The sequence below is a fragment of the Rhizobium redzepovicii genome (genome assembly GCF_019793435.1).
GTDB classification, from domain to species: Bacteria; Pseudomonadota; Alphaproteobacteria; order Rhizobiales; family Rhizobiaceae; genus Rhizobium; species Rhizobium redzepovicii.
Window position 1 is genome coordinate 30,778 of the sequence record NZ_JAILYH010000012.1, and the last position, 12,817, is coordinate 43,594.

Consider the following 12,817-nt stretch of genomic DNA (forward strand, 5'->3'; position numbering starts at 1 on the left):
CGATGATCAGGATAGAAGGCATTGCGGCTTTTGTCGCCGTGGTCGAGGCAGGCTCGGTCAGCGAGGCGGCCCGGCGTCTTCGGCTGTCCAAATCCGTCGTCAGCGAAAGGTTGGCCGAGCTGGAGAAGTCGCTCGGCGGCATCCTGCTGCACCGAACGACCCGCAAGCTTACTTTGACCGAGGATGGCACGGTCTTCCTGGAGCGGGCTGCGCGCATCGTGCGCGAGATCGAGGAGGCCGCGGCCGATATGGCGGAGCGGCGCGGAACGCTGTCAGGCCCGATCCGCATCGCCGCCCCCGTCACCTTTGGCCGCATGCATCTCGGCCCGGCGCTCTATCCCTTTCTCGCCAAACATCCCGAGATCGAACTGACCCTCGATATCGATGATCGGCGGGTGGATGCCGCTTCGGACGGCTATGATGCCATTATCCGCAATGGTCCGATCGCCGATAGCCGGCTGGTCGCCTGGAACCTCACGCGAAGCCGCCGTCTTCTCTGTGCCTCACCGGATTATCTCGCCCGCCAGGGAATTCCGTCGTCGCTGGCCGATCTTAACAGCCATCGCGGCATCTTCTACACCAATCGCGGCGTTGCCGACTGGCGCTTCCAGACGCCGGAGGGTGCGATCGTCGTCCGTGCGAAACTGGCGCTCGGCATCAACAATGGCGACATGCTCCGCGACGCCGCGATTGCCGGCCTCGGCATTGCGCTGCTGCCCGCCTTCATCGCCGGCCCGGCCATCCGCGAGGGCCGGCTTGCCGAAATCGATGTCGGTCACAAGCCGGAGGCCGAATTCATCTATATGGCGCATCCCGAGGGCCGAAACCCCTCCGCCAAGCTCCGTGCCATCGCCGATCACCTGAAGAAGAGTTTTGGCGATCCGCCCTATTGGGATCCGGCGGGCTAGAGCATGTCGCGCAAAAGTGTGCAGCGGTTTTGCGACAACGACATGCGCAAAAACAAAGACCTAAAGCGCGAAGAGCGAATCTGAAAGATCGCGACGCGCTTTAGCTCAGCAGGCTCATCAGGTTCTCGGTGACCGGCGAGCGATGTGTTTTCAGGATTGCCAGCGCCAGGCGCGCCACGGCCGGAGGCCCCTCGATCGGCCGGTAGGTCACACCTTCGAGCTTGATCCGCGAAATCGAGGCCGGCACGATCGAGACGCCGAGATCGGCCGCCACCAGATTGACGACCGAGGAAATCTGCGGCGCCTCCTGCGCCACGGTCAGCTCGAATCCCGCCTTGCGGCAGGCGAGCACGACATCGTCGTAGAGGCTCAAGCCCACGAGCCGGGGAAAGAGGATGAAGGGTTCGTCCGCCAGCATTGCAAGCGGCAGGCTGCGATGTCTTGCCAGAGGATGGCTGGCGGGCAGGGCGATCACCATCGGCTCGTCCGGCAGCCGCCGCAGCCGGATGCCGGCGGGATCGTCCAGGCTGGGGCGCATGAAGGTGGCGTCGAGCTCGCCGCGTTCCAGCTTCTGCATCAACGCCAGCGTATTCATTTCCGTCAACGACAGCCGAACCTCCGGCCAGCGTGCGCGAAACAGTCGAATCGTCGTGCTGACCACGGGGTTGAAGGCGGAGGATGCGGTGAAGCCGAGCGACAGCCGGCCGGTCTCGCCGCGATTGGCGCTTTGCGCCGCAAGCTTCGCCTTCTCAGCTGCCACCAGCGACGCCTTTGCCTCGCCAAGGAAGGCCGCGCCCGCTGCCGTCAATTCGGCGCCGTGCGGCACACGGTGAAACAGCGCCGCACCCACTTCCCTCTCCAGGTCGCGGATCTGCTGGCTGAGCGGCGGCTGCCCGATGCCGAGCTTGCCGGCGGCACGGGTGAAATTGCCCTCTTCCGCCACCGCCAGAAAATACCTGAGATGCCGCAGCTCCATCACTATCTCCAAAACCTATCGGAATCGACGGTCTCATATATTGGACAAATGGAGGCGCTTTGACTAGATCGGAGGCTGGAAGGATGAAGATGTGCCGACGTCAGTGCATGCAGTGAAGACCTCCGAGACAGCTGCGACCCCAGGGCAGAAGCACTACCTGACCCGTGGCGCCGGCGCCTATCGCCGCGCCAGCCTGGCACTCTTCCTTTCCGGCTTCGCCACCTTCTCGCTGCTCTATTGCGTCCAGCCGCTGCTGCCGATCTTCTCGCAGGAATTCGCTGTCAGCCCGGCCGAAAGCTCGCTGTCCCTTTCGCTCTCCACCGGTTTCCTGGCGGTCGCCATCGTCTGCGCCGCCGCCGTCTCGGAAGGTCTCGGCCGCCGCAGCCTGATGTCGATATCGCTGGTCGGGGCGGCATTGCTGACCATTGCCACCGCCTTTGCCCCGAACTGGCATCTGCTGCTCGTCATCCGCGCGCTTCAGGGCCTTGTTCTCGGTGGTGTGCCGGCCGTTGCCATGGCCTATCTCGCCGAGGAAATCGATCCGCGCGGCCTTGGCGCCACCATGGGCCTCTATGTCGGCGGCACGGCCTTCGGCGGCATGTCCGGCCGCGTGCTGACAGGCATCTTCGCCGAATATCTCACCTGGCGTCCGGCGCTCTTCATCATCGGCGCCATCGGCCTTGCCGCCGCGATCGGCTTCATCGCCCTCTTGCCACCGTCACGCAATTTCGTCCGCCGGCCGGGCTTCGACCCACGCTTTCATGCAAAGGCCTGGCTCGGCCATCTCCGCAATCCGGCGCTGCCCTTCATCTTCGCCATCGCCTTCCTGGCGATGGGCTCCTTTGTGACGATCTACAATTATGCCGGCTTCCGCCTGGTGGCGCCGCCCTACGGCCTCAACCAGACCGAACTCGGCCTGATCTTCACCGTCTACCTCTTCGGCATCGGCGCCTCCTCGATCGGCGGCCTGTTGGGAGACCGGATCGGGCACTTTTCCGTGCTTCTCTTCGGTCTGGCACTCACGGCCGCCGGCAGCGCGCTGACGCTCTTTGCCTCGCTCCCGGCGATTATCCTCGGTATCATCGTGCTCACGACCGGCTTCTTCATGAGCCATTCGATCGCCAGCGGCCTTGTCGGCAAGCTGGCACATGGCACCAAAGGGCACGCCTCGTCGCTCTATATGCTCGCCTATTATGTCGGCTCCAGCCTCATGGGTTCGGCGGGCGGCTGGTTCTTCGCGGTTGAAGGCTGGGCCGCCGTCGTTATCTTCACGCTTGCCATGCTGGCGCTGGCCTTTGTCTCCGCCTGTCTTGCGCAGCACCTCGCGAGGAGAAAAGCATGATCCGCATAGACCGGCTTGACCATCTCGTGCTGACCGTCGCCGATATCGCCATCAGCTGCGACTTTTATTCCCGCATCCTCGGCATGTCGGTCGAAACCTTTGCTGAAGGCCGTAAAGCACTGAAATTCGGCGGGCAGAAGATTAATCTGCACCATGCCGGCCACGAATTCGATCCCAAGGCAAGGCAACCCACACCCGGCTCCGGCGACCTCTGCTTCATCGCCGACACTCAGCTTGCCGATGTCATCGCCCATCTGGAGGCCTTAGGCGTTGCCATCGAAGAGGGTCCGGTCGAGCGCACCGGCGCGACCGGGCGTTTGCGCTCGGTCTATTTCAGGGACCCCGACGGCAACCTCCTCGAGGTCTCCAATCTGATTGCCTGACGTCGGCCTCCCGCACATCAACCGAGCCGGATATAGGGCACGTCCTTCTTCGCCACCTCATCCAGCGCCTCCTCGTAACCGGCATCGGCGTAACGCATGACGCCAAGCGCCGTATCGTTGGTCAGCGCATGGTCGAGCCGTTCGTCGGCGGCATCCGTGCCGTCGGCGACCACGGTGACGCCGCAGCTCGTCATGTAGCCGGCATAGCCGCCGCCGCCGGAATGGATGACGACCAGATCGGCCATCGACGAGCAGAGCATCATCGCATCGATCAGCGGCCAGTCGGCGATTGCGTCGGAGCCGTCCTTCATGCCCTCGGTCATGATATTCGGATGCGCCATGGCGCCGGCGTCGAGATGGTCGCGGGAGAAGGCGACCGGGCCTTTGAGTTCGCCGCTCGCAACCAGCGTGTTGACGCGCCTTGCGAGTGCGGTGCGTTCGCCGTGGCCGAGCCAGGCGATGCGGGCCGGCAGCCCCTCGAAGGGCACATGCTCGCGCGCCAGCCGGATCCAGTTGGTGATGATCTTGTTATCGGGAAACATCTCGAGCAGCAGATCGTCGATCCGGGCGATATCGCTCTCCTCGCCTGACAGAGCCATCCAGCGGAACGGGCCGATCGCCCGGGCAAAGAGCGGCCTGAGATAGGCTTCGGTGAAGATCGGAATGTCGAAGGCATTGGCGACACCGCCCTCGCGGGCCTGCGTGCGGATGAGATTGCCGTTGTCGAAGACCTCCGAGCCACGCTTCTGGAATTCCAGCATCGCCGTCACATGCTCGACGATCGAGGCCCGGCTTGCCGCCATCAACTGCCCCTGGCCGTCGTCGCGCAGACCCTTGACCTGATCGAGGCTCATACCCTTCGGCACGTAACCGTAGACGAGGTCATGCGCCGAGGTCTGGTCGGTGACGATGTCGGGCACGATGCCGCGCCGGGCGATCTCGGGATAGACCTCCGCCGCATTGCCGACGAGGCCGACGGACAGCGCCCGCTTGTCCTTCACCGCTGCATCGATCATCTGAAGGGCGGTATCGAGATCGGGAGCGATTTCCTGGAGATAGCCGATCTGCTGGCGCTTGCGGGCGCGCTCCGGATCGATGTCGATGCAGAGGATTGCAGCCCCTGCCATGCGGCCGGCGAGAGGTTGCGCCCCGCCCATGCCGCCGAGGCCGGCCGTCAGCACGAACCGGCCGAGGAGATCGCCGCCGAAGCGCCGCTCGGCAATGCGCATGAAGATCTCGTAGGTGCCCTGGATGACGCCCTGGCTGCCGATATATTGCCAGGCGCCGGCCGTCAGCCCGCCCCAGCAGATCAACCCCTTGCGCTGCAGCTCGTAGAATACTTCAGCCTTTGCCCATTGCCCGACGATATTGCAGTTCGCCATGATGACCAGCGGCGCCTTGGCATGCGTTCGAACGAGGCCGATCGGCTTGCCGGACTGGATGAGCAGCGTCTGGTCCTCGTCCATCTCGGTCAGCGCTTTGACGATGCCCCTATGCGCCGCCCAGTTGCGGGCCGCCTTGCCGAGCGCGGCGTAGACGATCAGATTGTCGGGGTCCTCGCCGACGGAGAGCACGTTTTCGAGCAGCCGCAGCAGCGCCTCCTGCCGCCAGCCCTTGGCGCGCAGTTCCGGCCCGCCGGGAATCGGAAATTTCGGATGACGTGGATTGGCCTTCGGCATCGTGGGTTCCTCGTTTTGCTCTGCCTTCGTTCGTTATTTCCTGGGCAGCGATTCCACATAGGCGAGTGCCGCATCGAGCAAACGCCGTCTCAGGGTATCGTCGCCATAAACTTCGGCACCGCCTCGCACCCAGCCATGCATCACCCGCTCGCCCGACAGCATCTGGATCACGCCTGGCAGTGCCAGCGCCCAGTCGTCATTGCCCTTGCCGAGACGGATCAGCATGCCGTCATGGCGTGCGCAGCAGAGAAGATTGCCGTTCAGCATGAAGGCCCAGCCGCCGAACATCGATTTTTCGGCAAGACCCGGCCGATCGCCGAGTTCCTCACGCATCAGTTCTTCGAGACCCCGATCGCGCGCCATGGCTCAGGCCTTCGTCGCCAGTGCATAGCGGGCGATCTCGATCCCCATCGCCTTTTCGACGACGGGATAGACGGTCGGATCGAGCACGCTTGCCGACAGCGGAATGATATCCATCGGCACATGCAGGATGAACACCCGCATGCCCTCCTTGAGCTGGCCGACGCTGAGCGGCTCGCCCTGTGGTGAAAGCGTGGTGATGACCGCGGGAAAGGTGGCAAGCCGCCCGCCATCCGCATCGTCCACCGCCATATATTCGTTCATCACATGCAGCGTCACCGACTTTTCGCCCGCGCCGACGGTGATCGTGCCGATGTCGAAGGCTTCCTTGGTGTAGACGACCTCCTTGCGGGTAATGATTCCTTCGGCAAGAATATGTCCGCCCGTCGTCTTGCAGATCGCGTCGATGACATCAGATCCGCCCTTCTTCTCCGCCGCGATGATCGCCTCACCGAGCGAAAGTGCCATCGAAATGCCGCCGAGCGCCGCATGGCTGCGGACATAGGAGGCTCTGAGCGGATTGCGGCAACTGGCGATGAAGCCGCCGGATTGATCGGCGGCGGCGCGCAGCACCGGCGAGATCTTCGCGGTCGCGCCCTTCACCACCAGTTCGATATAGCGGCTTTCGGCCCGATTGCCGCCGACCGCGGTCTGGATCATCTGCTCCGGCGAGCCGGCCATGCCGATCGAGCCCATGTCGCCGGTGGGATGGGCGCGGATATCCCCGACCGCGTCGACCACCTTGGTACCGAGGATCGCTGACGGCAGCCAGCCGTTCAGCGTCGAGGATTTGCCGTTCTGGCCGATGATCAGCCCGGAAAGCTTTTCGCCGAGTGCCTCCTGCAGCAATTGCACCGCCTTCACATAATCGATGCCCTGCATTTCCCAGGGGGTGGTGGAGGCCGGCGCGCCGATCGCAGCCGCGGTGGCGATCCACTCCTCGTCCTTCAACTCGTCGATCGAGACCAGCTCGGGCTTGCCGACATTGACGGCGGCATAACCGAGCATCCGCCCGTGATCGGCCCAGCCGCCGCCACCGGCGGCATAGACGGAGCCGCCCTTGACCGCGGCTTCCACGTCCTTCTCAACCAGTATGCGTCCCATCGGTCTTCTCCCGCGTCAAATCCGTGTCCATCTCGCGCACCGCCTCGAACAGCACGGCGGCGCCGAGCGCAATATCGTCATTTTCCGCCCGTTCGTCGGGGCAATGGCTGCGTCCTCCCCGGCAGGGCACGAAGATCATCGCCGCCGGCGCCACCTTGGCGATCCAGGCCGTATCGTGTCCCGCGCCGGAGGCCATGCGCCGATGTTTGGCGCCGACGCGTTGGCAGGCAGTCTCCAATGTCGAAAGCAGGCCGGCATCGCCCGGCGTCGGCATATTGTCGGAGACCCGGTTCGGCGTCTCGATCGTGACGCCATAGGGGGTGGCCAGCTTTTCGACATGGCCATCGAGCCAGCGGCAGAAGGCCTCCATGTCGGCACGAATCTCGGCGCGGCCATCGATCAGCAGCACCACTTTCGACGGCACGACATTGGCGGCATTCGGCTCGATCCTGAATTCACCGACCGTCGCCGCGAAGTGGCCCGGCGTTTTGGAGAGCTCAGCCGCGGCGTTGCGAATGTCGAGCACCAGCTGCGAGGCTGCCACCAGCGCATCCGCCCGCCGGTCCATCGGCGTCGTGCCGGCATGATCGGCCCGTCCCTCGACGGTGATCTCGATGCGGGTAATGCCTGCAATCGCGGTGACGATGCCGATATCCTCTCTTTCGGCTTCGAGCACCGGTCCTTGCTCGATATGAAGCTCGAGAAAGCCGGCGAGATCCGGCCGCTTCTGCTGCGCCAGCACGCCGGGCTCGCCGCCCATCTCAGCGATGCCCTCGGCAAGGTCGAGACCGCCACTGACGCGGGAAAGCCAGGCTTCCGGCAATTGCCCGGTCATCCCGCGGCTGCCGATGCAAGAGACGCCGAAGATGCTAACCTCCTCGGCAAGGAAGTCGACGATCTCCAGATCGTGGTCGAGTTCGATCGCCTGGTCGCTCAGCGCACGCGCCACTTCCAGCGCCGAGACCACCCCGGCAACGCCGTCGAAGCGGCCGCCGTCCGGCACCGTGTCGGAATGCGAACCGACCATGATCGTGCCGAGCCAGGGCTTGCGGCCCGTGCGCCGGCCGATCAGATTGCCGGCGGCATCGATCCGCGTTTCCAGTCCCGCCGCCTTCATCTTCGCTTCGATATAGGCCCGGCCTTCGAGAAAGAGCGGTGAGAAGGCCCGCCGCGTCCAGGGGTGCCCCGGCTCGGTAATCGCGGCCAGCGCCTCGATATCCCTGGCGATACGGCCGGCATTGATGGGAAGATTTCGGTTCATGCATCCGTTCCCGCAATGACCTGGCGCGGCAACGGCCGCACGAACCGTCCGCTGCCGGGCTCGGCCAGCACCTTGCCGCCTTCGGCGATCTTTTCACCCCTGAGATAGGTGGCGGAAACGGTCCAGGGCAGGCGAATGCCGTTGTAAGGGCTCCAGCCGACGACATTGTTGCCGCTTGCCGCAGCGTCATAGACGCTGTCCCTCGGTTCGAGCACGGTGATATCGGCATCTTTGCCCGGCGTCAGCGCCCCCTTGATATGGTCGAGCCGGAAATGCCTGGCCGGATTTTCGGCCATGAGCCGCGCTGCCCAGGTCAGGGGAATGCCGCGTTCGATGGCGCCTTTGACGAAGAGCGGCACCATCACCTCGAGGCCGGGAACACCTGAGGCGTTGGCGAGCATGTCGGGATTGGTCTTGCGGTTTTCCGACCAGCTGACGTGATCGGTCGAGACCAGCCAGACATCACCCTCGGCCACCTTCCGCCAGAGCGTCTCCACCTCGGCGCGCGGCCGCACCGGCGGATTGATCTTCGCCTTGCCACCGAGGCGCTTCACGTCGTTTTCCTCGTCGAGCGTCAGATAATGGATGCAGCATTCGACCGTCGCCGCAAAGCCGTCGCGGCGATAGGCGCGGGCGATATCGTAGCCGCGCCCGAGCGAGCAGTGCACCACGTGCGCCGGGCAGTGGGTCACGGCACCGGTCTCGAAGATCGTATGCATCGCCAGCAGCTCAGTGATCGGCGGCCGTGACAGGCCGTGCGCCCGCCAGTCGGTGACGCCGCTTGCCTTCACCTCAGCCATATAGCTGCGCACCGCCTCGTCATCCTCATTGTGTACGCCTGCCGTCAGCCCGGTCGGAGCGATCTCCGCAAAACAGGCGTCGAGCAGGGTCGGCGGAATGCGCGGAAAACGCTTGGGATCGGTGCCGAAGGTCGAGAATTTGAACGCCGCAACGCCGGCCTCGACCATCTCGCCGATCCGCGCCGGGCCTTCTTCCGGGTCGACGGTGCCGTAAAGCGCGAAGTCGACGCGCGCCTGCTGCCCGGCATGGTCGATCTTGCGTTTGACCGCCGCCGCCGAGCAGACAAGATCGCCCTCGTCATAGGGCATATCGACGATTGTTGTCACGCCGCCGGCCGCTGCCGACCGCGTCGACCAGATGAAATCCTCCTGGTCCTTCTGCGAGAGCGAATGCACCTGCGCGTCGATCGCGCCAGGCAGGATCAGTGCTTTGCCGAGCAGGTGGCGTTCCCGCGCCGCAGGCGGCACGCCGAGGCCGACCTCGGCGATCTTGCCGTTGCGCACGGCAACATAACCCGCTTCGACAATGCGGTCCGGCAGCACCACCGTGCCCTGCAGAACGAGATCGAAGTCCATGTCGGCTCCTCCAAAAAGCTGAGTTCAGATTGCCTGCGCCTCGTGGCGGGTCAGCCGCTCCTCGATATGCTCCAGTGATCCGAGCGCAAAGAAATCGTCGAAGGAGGCGATCGGAACCTGTGCAGTCAGTCTCGACAGGAAGTCGTCCGAGCCGAGCTCCTCCTCGATTGCCTCCACCTCAGCCGAAAGCGGCCGGTCCACGATATAGAAATCCGCATGTTTGCGCACGACCTCGTAGAGCATGGCGGCAACGCCCTTCGGTTCATCGCCGAGGATGTCGATCGCCTGGGCGGAGAGCAGTGCCTCCAGCGCCGCCAGGCGCTTCAACGCCTGCATCTGCCGCTCGAAGCGCTCGATGACCAGCGGCAGGAACGCCGCCTCGTCCTCCAGCCCGGCCGCCACCACCAGCGACTGCGCCGACACCGGATTGGACATCGACAGCACGCGCGAAAAAATCTCGCCGGCAAGTTTGATGATCGGCCCGAATCCGGTGGCGATCCGCCCCGGCGGCACGAGATTGACCGGCAGGTCGCGCCGCTGGCCGTTGCCGAGAATGACGCAGCGGTTGAAGGCGTTGCGCGCCGCATGCGCCATGCAGAGGGCGGCCGATTCGAGCAGGATCGTCACGTCGAGCGGAAGCGATCCGCCCGAGGTCATCACCCGGCCTTCGACCACCACGGGATTGTCGTCCGAACGCCCGGTGGCGGCAAGGATTTTGTGGCCGGTCGATAGCAGGTTTTCGATGACCGCACCGAACACCTGGGCAATCATGCGCAGGCTGAGCGGATCCTGCACATGCGTTGCAACAGGCCAGTTCCAGTCATCGGATGCGTTGCAGAGCCAGGCGCCGATCAGCGCCTCGCGCGCGGTGCCGACATGGCGGACCGCCTTCCACGGATCACGCGATGCGCCGAGCGCACCGGCCGCCATCATCGCCGTCGCCAGCAGGATCCGGATCGAGGCCGCCGCATTGCGCGTCGTTTCCGCCGCCGCGGCAAAACTTACCGCATTGATGCTGAGCGAGGCGAGGCTGTCGCGCGGCGCCATCCGCACCGGCTCCAGCCCGGCCGCCCGGAAGGCTTCCGCTGCCTGCATGCGGTTGCCGCGATAGATCGCTTCGCCGACCCCGGTCAGCACCGCGCCGATCTGCCCCATCAGGCCGATATCGGCGCAGCCGATCGAGCCGGTGCGGCGCACGACCGGGATGAGATCGGCTTTCAGCATGGTGATATAGGCCTCGATCAACTCCGGCGTGCAGCCGACCTGGCCGGTCAGAGCCGTATTGACGCGGATCGCCATGGCATTGCGGACGACATTGCAGGAAAACGGCGTGCCGGTGCCGAAATGATGGGCGCGCACCAGGCCGAGATTGAAGGTGTCGAGTTCGTCGGCCGACCATTCCACATCCTTCATGGCGCCGACGCCAGTCGTCGAGCCGTAGACGGGCATGCCGGAGGCGATCGCATCCTCGACGATCTCGCGGGCAATGGCGATGCGCGCCATGCCGGTGGCCGAAGCCGAAATCGTCGCCTTGCCCGCACCGATCGTCACCATCTCGGCAAAACCGAGCGGCCGTCCGGAAAGTTCGATGCCAGGGCGTTCGTGCTGCATGTGCCATATCTCCTAGAACAGGATGATCTTAGGCCGGTCCGGCCGAAAATCTGAATCCCGTTCCAAATTAAAGAGCTAGAGCATGATGTCGCCCGAAAACCGCTTACACTTCGGCATCATGCTCTAACGGCGAGACTAAGCGAGCCCTCGGTCGCATGGGATATCCTAAATGCCGAACACAGCATGTTTTACCGATGGATCAGCTCAGCATCCAGGCAATATAGAGAAGCGTCAATGCAATGACCCAAAGGGCGATCCTGGCCGAGCGGTTGTGTCGCGCCTCGGCCTTGCCGATCGCCTCAGCCGTCTGCGCGTCGAAGCGTAAGCCGTGTTCGCTCATGTGCAGAAGCTGGTGGTGGAATTTTTCGGTCTTCGCCGCAATTTCCGGCACGGCTTCGGCAAGTTTGACCGCCGCCTTCAGCCCATCCTTGAGGTCGGTGGCGATCCGCTTCGGGCCGAGATTGGTGCGGATCCAGTCGCCGACGACAGGCTCGGAGGCTTTCCACATGTTGAAGCGCGGGTTGAGCATGCGCGACACGCCCTCGACCACCACCATGGTCTTCTGCAACATTACCAGCTCCGGCCGTGTCGCCATGTCGAAGAGTTCGGTCACTTCGAACAGCAGCGTCAAGAGTTTGCCCATGGAGATCGTCTCGGCCGGCTGCCCATGGATCGGCTCGCCGATCGCCCGGATCGCCTGGGCAAAACTCTCGACATTGTGGTGGCCCGGCACATAGCCCGCCTCGAAATGCACCTCGGCGACGCGGATATAGTCGCGGGTGATGAAGCCATAGAGGATTTCGGCGAGGAACCGCCGTTCCTTTTTGCCAAGCCGTCCGACAATGCCCATGTCGACCGCAACGATCATGCCGTCCGCATCGACGAAGAGATTGCCCGGATGCATGTCGGCATGGAAGAAGCCGTCGCGCAGCGTGTGGCGCAGGAAGGACTGGATCAGCGTGTCGGCAAGCAGGTTGAGATCGTGGCCGGCCGCGCGCAGTCCTTCGACGTCGGACATGCGGGTGCCGTCGATCCATTCCATGGTGATGACATCGCGCCCGGTGCGCTCCCAGTCGACCTTCGGCACGCGGAAGCCGGGATCCTTTTCGGTATTCTCGGCGATTTCGGAGAGGGCGGCCGCCTCGAGGCGAAGATCCATCTCCACCTTCGTCGTCTGCTCCAGCGTCTTCGTCACCTCGACCGGCCGCAGCCGTCGGCTGGAGGCCAGGAAACGCTCCTGCATATGGGCAACGAGGTACATCGCCTCGATGTCATGAGCAAAACGCTGGCGCACGCCGGGCCGCACGATCTTGACGGCGACCTTCTTGCGGCCCTCGGATGTTTCGACTTCGGCCGGATGCACCTGGGCGATCGAGGCGGCGGCGATCGGCTCGCCGAAGCTCGCATAGAGTTCGCCGATCGGCCGCCCGAGCGAGCCTTCGATATTGGCCTTGGCGGCAGCCGAGGGGAAGAAGGCCATCCGATCCTGCAACTGCGACAGGTCGTTGGCGAATTCGACGCCGACCACGTCAGGCCGCGTTGCCAGGAACTGCCCGATTTTCACATAGGAGGGGCCGAGCCGCTCGACGGCATGCGCCAACCGGTCGCTGCGCTTCTGATGGCGCGCCTTGCTGCGCTCGAAAATCGTCACGAAGGATTTGGCGAGCGCCACCGGAGGCGGCAGGCCTTCGGACGGCAGAGCTGACACGACGCCCTCACGCACGAGCACCCAGCCGACGCGCCAAAGGCGGAAATAGGCCCCGAACGTGCTCATGCTGCAGTGCCCCGCCGGCCGAGGTTGGTGTTTGCTTCCCTCA

At 64.3% G+C, this 12,817-nt stretch carries 11 protein-coding genes; 3 read left to right on the forward strand and 8 right to left on the reverse strand.

Translation table 11 applies throughout. The annotated features are described in order from the left end of the window. Positions 1–2: 2 nt before the first annotated feature. Positions 3–908 (forward strand): LysR family transcriptional regulator, encoded by a 906-nt coding sequence (locus tag K6N12_RS19650; protein ID WP_097624626.1) that lies wholly within the window; start codon positions 3–5, stop codon positions 906–908. Positions 909–1,008: 100 nt separating this feature from the next. Here K6N12_RS19650 and K6N12_RS19655 read toward each other — a convergent pair whose 3' ends face one another. Beyond that, positions 1,009–1,884, reverse strand: a complete 876-nt coding sequence (locus K6N12_RS19655; RefSeq protein WP_131710685.1) for a LysR family transcriptional regulator — start codon at positions 1,882–1,884, stop codon at positions 1,009–1,011. Between the two features lie 91 nt (positions 1,885–1,975). On the opposite strand from K6N12_RS19655, the gene K6N12_RS19660 reads away from it, so the two are divergent. Continuing rightward, positions 1,976–3,226, forward strand: coding sequence for an MFS transporter (locus K6N12_RS19660; RefSeq protein WP_097624628.1), 1,251 nt, complete (start codon positions 1,976–1,978; stop codon positions 3,224–3,226). After that, positions 3,223–3,609, forward strand: coding sequence for a VOC family protein (locus K6N12_RS19665; RefSeq protein ID WP_097624629.1), 387 nt, complete (start codon positions 3,223–3,225; stop codon positions 3,607–3,609). The genes K6N12_RS19660 and K6N12_RS19665 overlap by 4 nt, the downstream gene beginning before the upstream one ends. 17 nt (positions 3,610–3,626) lie before the next feature. Here the strand turns inward: K6N12_RS19665 and K6N12_RS19670 are convergent, their stop codons facing one another. From K6N12_RS19670 to ubiB, 7 genes are all read right to left on the reverse strand, one after another. Then, positions 3,627–5,288, reverse strand: a complete 1,662-nt coding sequence (locus K6N12_RS19670; RefSeq protein ID WP_097624630.1) for a thiourocanate hydratase — start codon at positions 5,286–5,288, stop codon at positions 3,627–3,629. Positions 5,289–5,321: 33 nt separating this feature from the next. Further along, a complete protein-coding gene (locus K6N12_RS19675) occupies positions 5,322–5,651 on the reverse strand; it encodes a TfoX/Sxy family protein (RefSeq protein WP_097624631.1) in 330 nt (109 codons plus the stop codon). A gap of 3 nt (positions 5,652–5,654) precedes the next feature. Next, complete coding sequence (locus tag K6N12_RS19680) at positions 5,655–6,752, reverse strand: thiohydantoin desulfurase (protein WP_097624632.1); 1,098 nt, start codon at positions 6,750–6,752, stop codon at positions 5,655–5,657. Further along, positions 6,733–8,013, reverse strand: a complete 1,281-nt coding sequence (locus K6N12_RS19685; RefSeq protein WP_097624633.1) for a Zn-dependent hydrolase — start codon at positions 8,011–8,013, stop codon at positions 6,733–6,735. The genes K6N12_RS19680 and K6N12_RS19685 overlap by 20 nt, the downstream gene beginning before the upstream one ends. Continuing rightward, positions 8,010–9,389, reverse strand: a complete 1,380-nt coding sequence (locus tag K6N12_RS19690) for a hydantoin-5-propionate amidohydrolase (protein ID WP_097624634.1) — start codon at positions 9,387–9,389, stop codon at positions 8,010–8,012. The genes K6N12_RS19685 and K6N12_RS19690 overlap by 4 nt, the downstream gene beginning before the upstream one ends. Before the next feature lie 24 nt (positions 9,390–9,413). Beyond that, positions 9,414–11,000: an aromatic amino acid lyase gene (locus K6N12_RS19695; RefSeq protein ID WP_097624635.1), complete on the reverse strand. Its 1,587-nt coding sequence runs from the start codon at positions 10,998–11,000 to the stop codon at positions 9,414–9,416. 199 nt (positions 11,001–11,199) lie between these two features. Next, positions 11,200–12,774: a 2-polyprenylphenol 6-hydroxylase gene (gene ubiB / locus K6N12_RS19700; RefSeq protein WP_097624636.1), complete on the reverse strand. Its 1,575-nt coding sequence runs from the start codon at positions 12,772–12,774 to the stop codon at positions 11,200–11,202. Positions 12,775–12,817: the final 43 nt, after the last annotated feature.

What these genes read in the sequence shown, in the direction of transcription:
- K6N12_RS19650 (WP_097624626.1), top strand. Translation starts at nt 3, where the DNA reads ATGATCAGGATAGAAGGCATTGCGGCTTTTGTCGCCGTGGTCGAGGCA.
- K6N12_RS19655 (WP_131710685.1), bottom strand. Translation starts at nt 1,884, where the DNA reads ATGGAGCTGCGGCATCTCAGGTATTTTCTGGCGGTGGCGGAAGAGGGC.
- K6N12_RS19665 (WP_097624629.1), top strand. Translation starts at nt 3,223, where the DNA reads ATGATCCGCATAGACCGGCTTGACCATCTCGTGCTGACCGTCGCCGAT.
- K6N12_RS19670 (WP_097624630.1), bottom strand. Translation starts at nt 5,288, where the DNA reads ATGCCGAAGGCCAATCCACGTCATCCGAAATTTCCGATTCCCGGCGGG.
- K6N12_RS19675 (WP_097624631.1), bottom strand. Translation starts at nt 5,651, where the DNA reads ATGGCGCGCGATCGGGGTCTCGAAGAACTGATGCGTGAGGAACTCGGC.
- K6N12_RS19680 (WP_097624632.1), bottom strand. Translation starts at nt 6,752, where the DNA reads ATGGGACGCATACTGGTTGAGAAGGACGTGGAAGCCGCGGTCAAGGGC.
- K6N12_RS19685 (WP_097624633.1), bottom strand. Translation starts at nt 8,013, where the DNA reads ATGAACCGAAATCTTCCCATCAATGCCGGCCGTATCGCCAGGGATATC.
- K6N12_RS19690 (WP_097624634.1), bottom strand. Translation starts at nt 9,389, where the DNA reads ATGGACTTCGATCTCGTTCTGCAGGGCACGGTGGTGCTGCCGGACCGC.
- K6N12_RS19695 (WP_097624635.1), bottom strand. Translation starts at nt 11,000, where the DNA reads ATGCAGCACGAACGCCCTGGCATCGAACTTTCCGGACGGCCGCTCGGT.
- ubiB (WP_097624636.1), bottom strand. Translation starts at nt 12,774, where the DNA reads ATGAGCACGTTCGGGGCCTATTTCCGCCTTTGGCGCGTCGGCTGGGTG.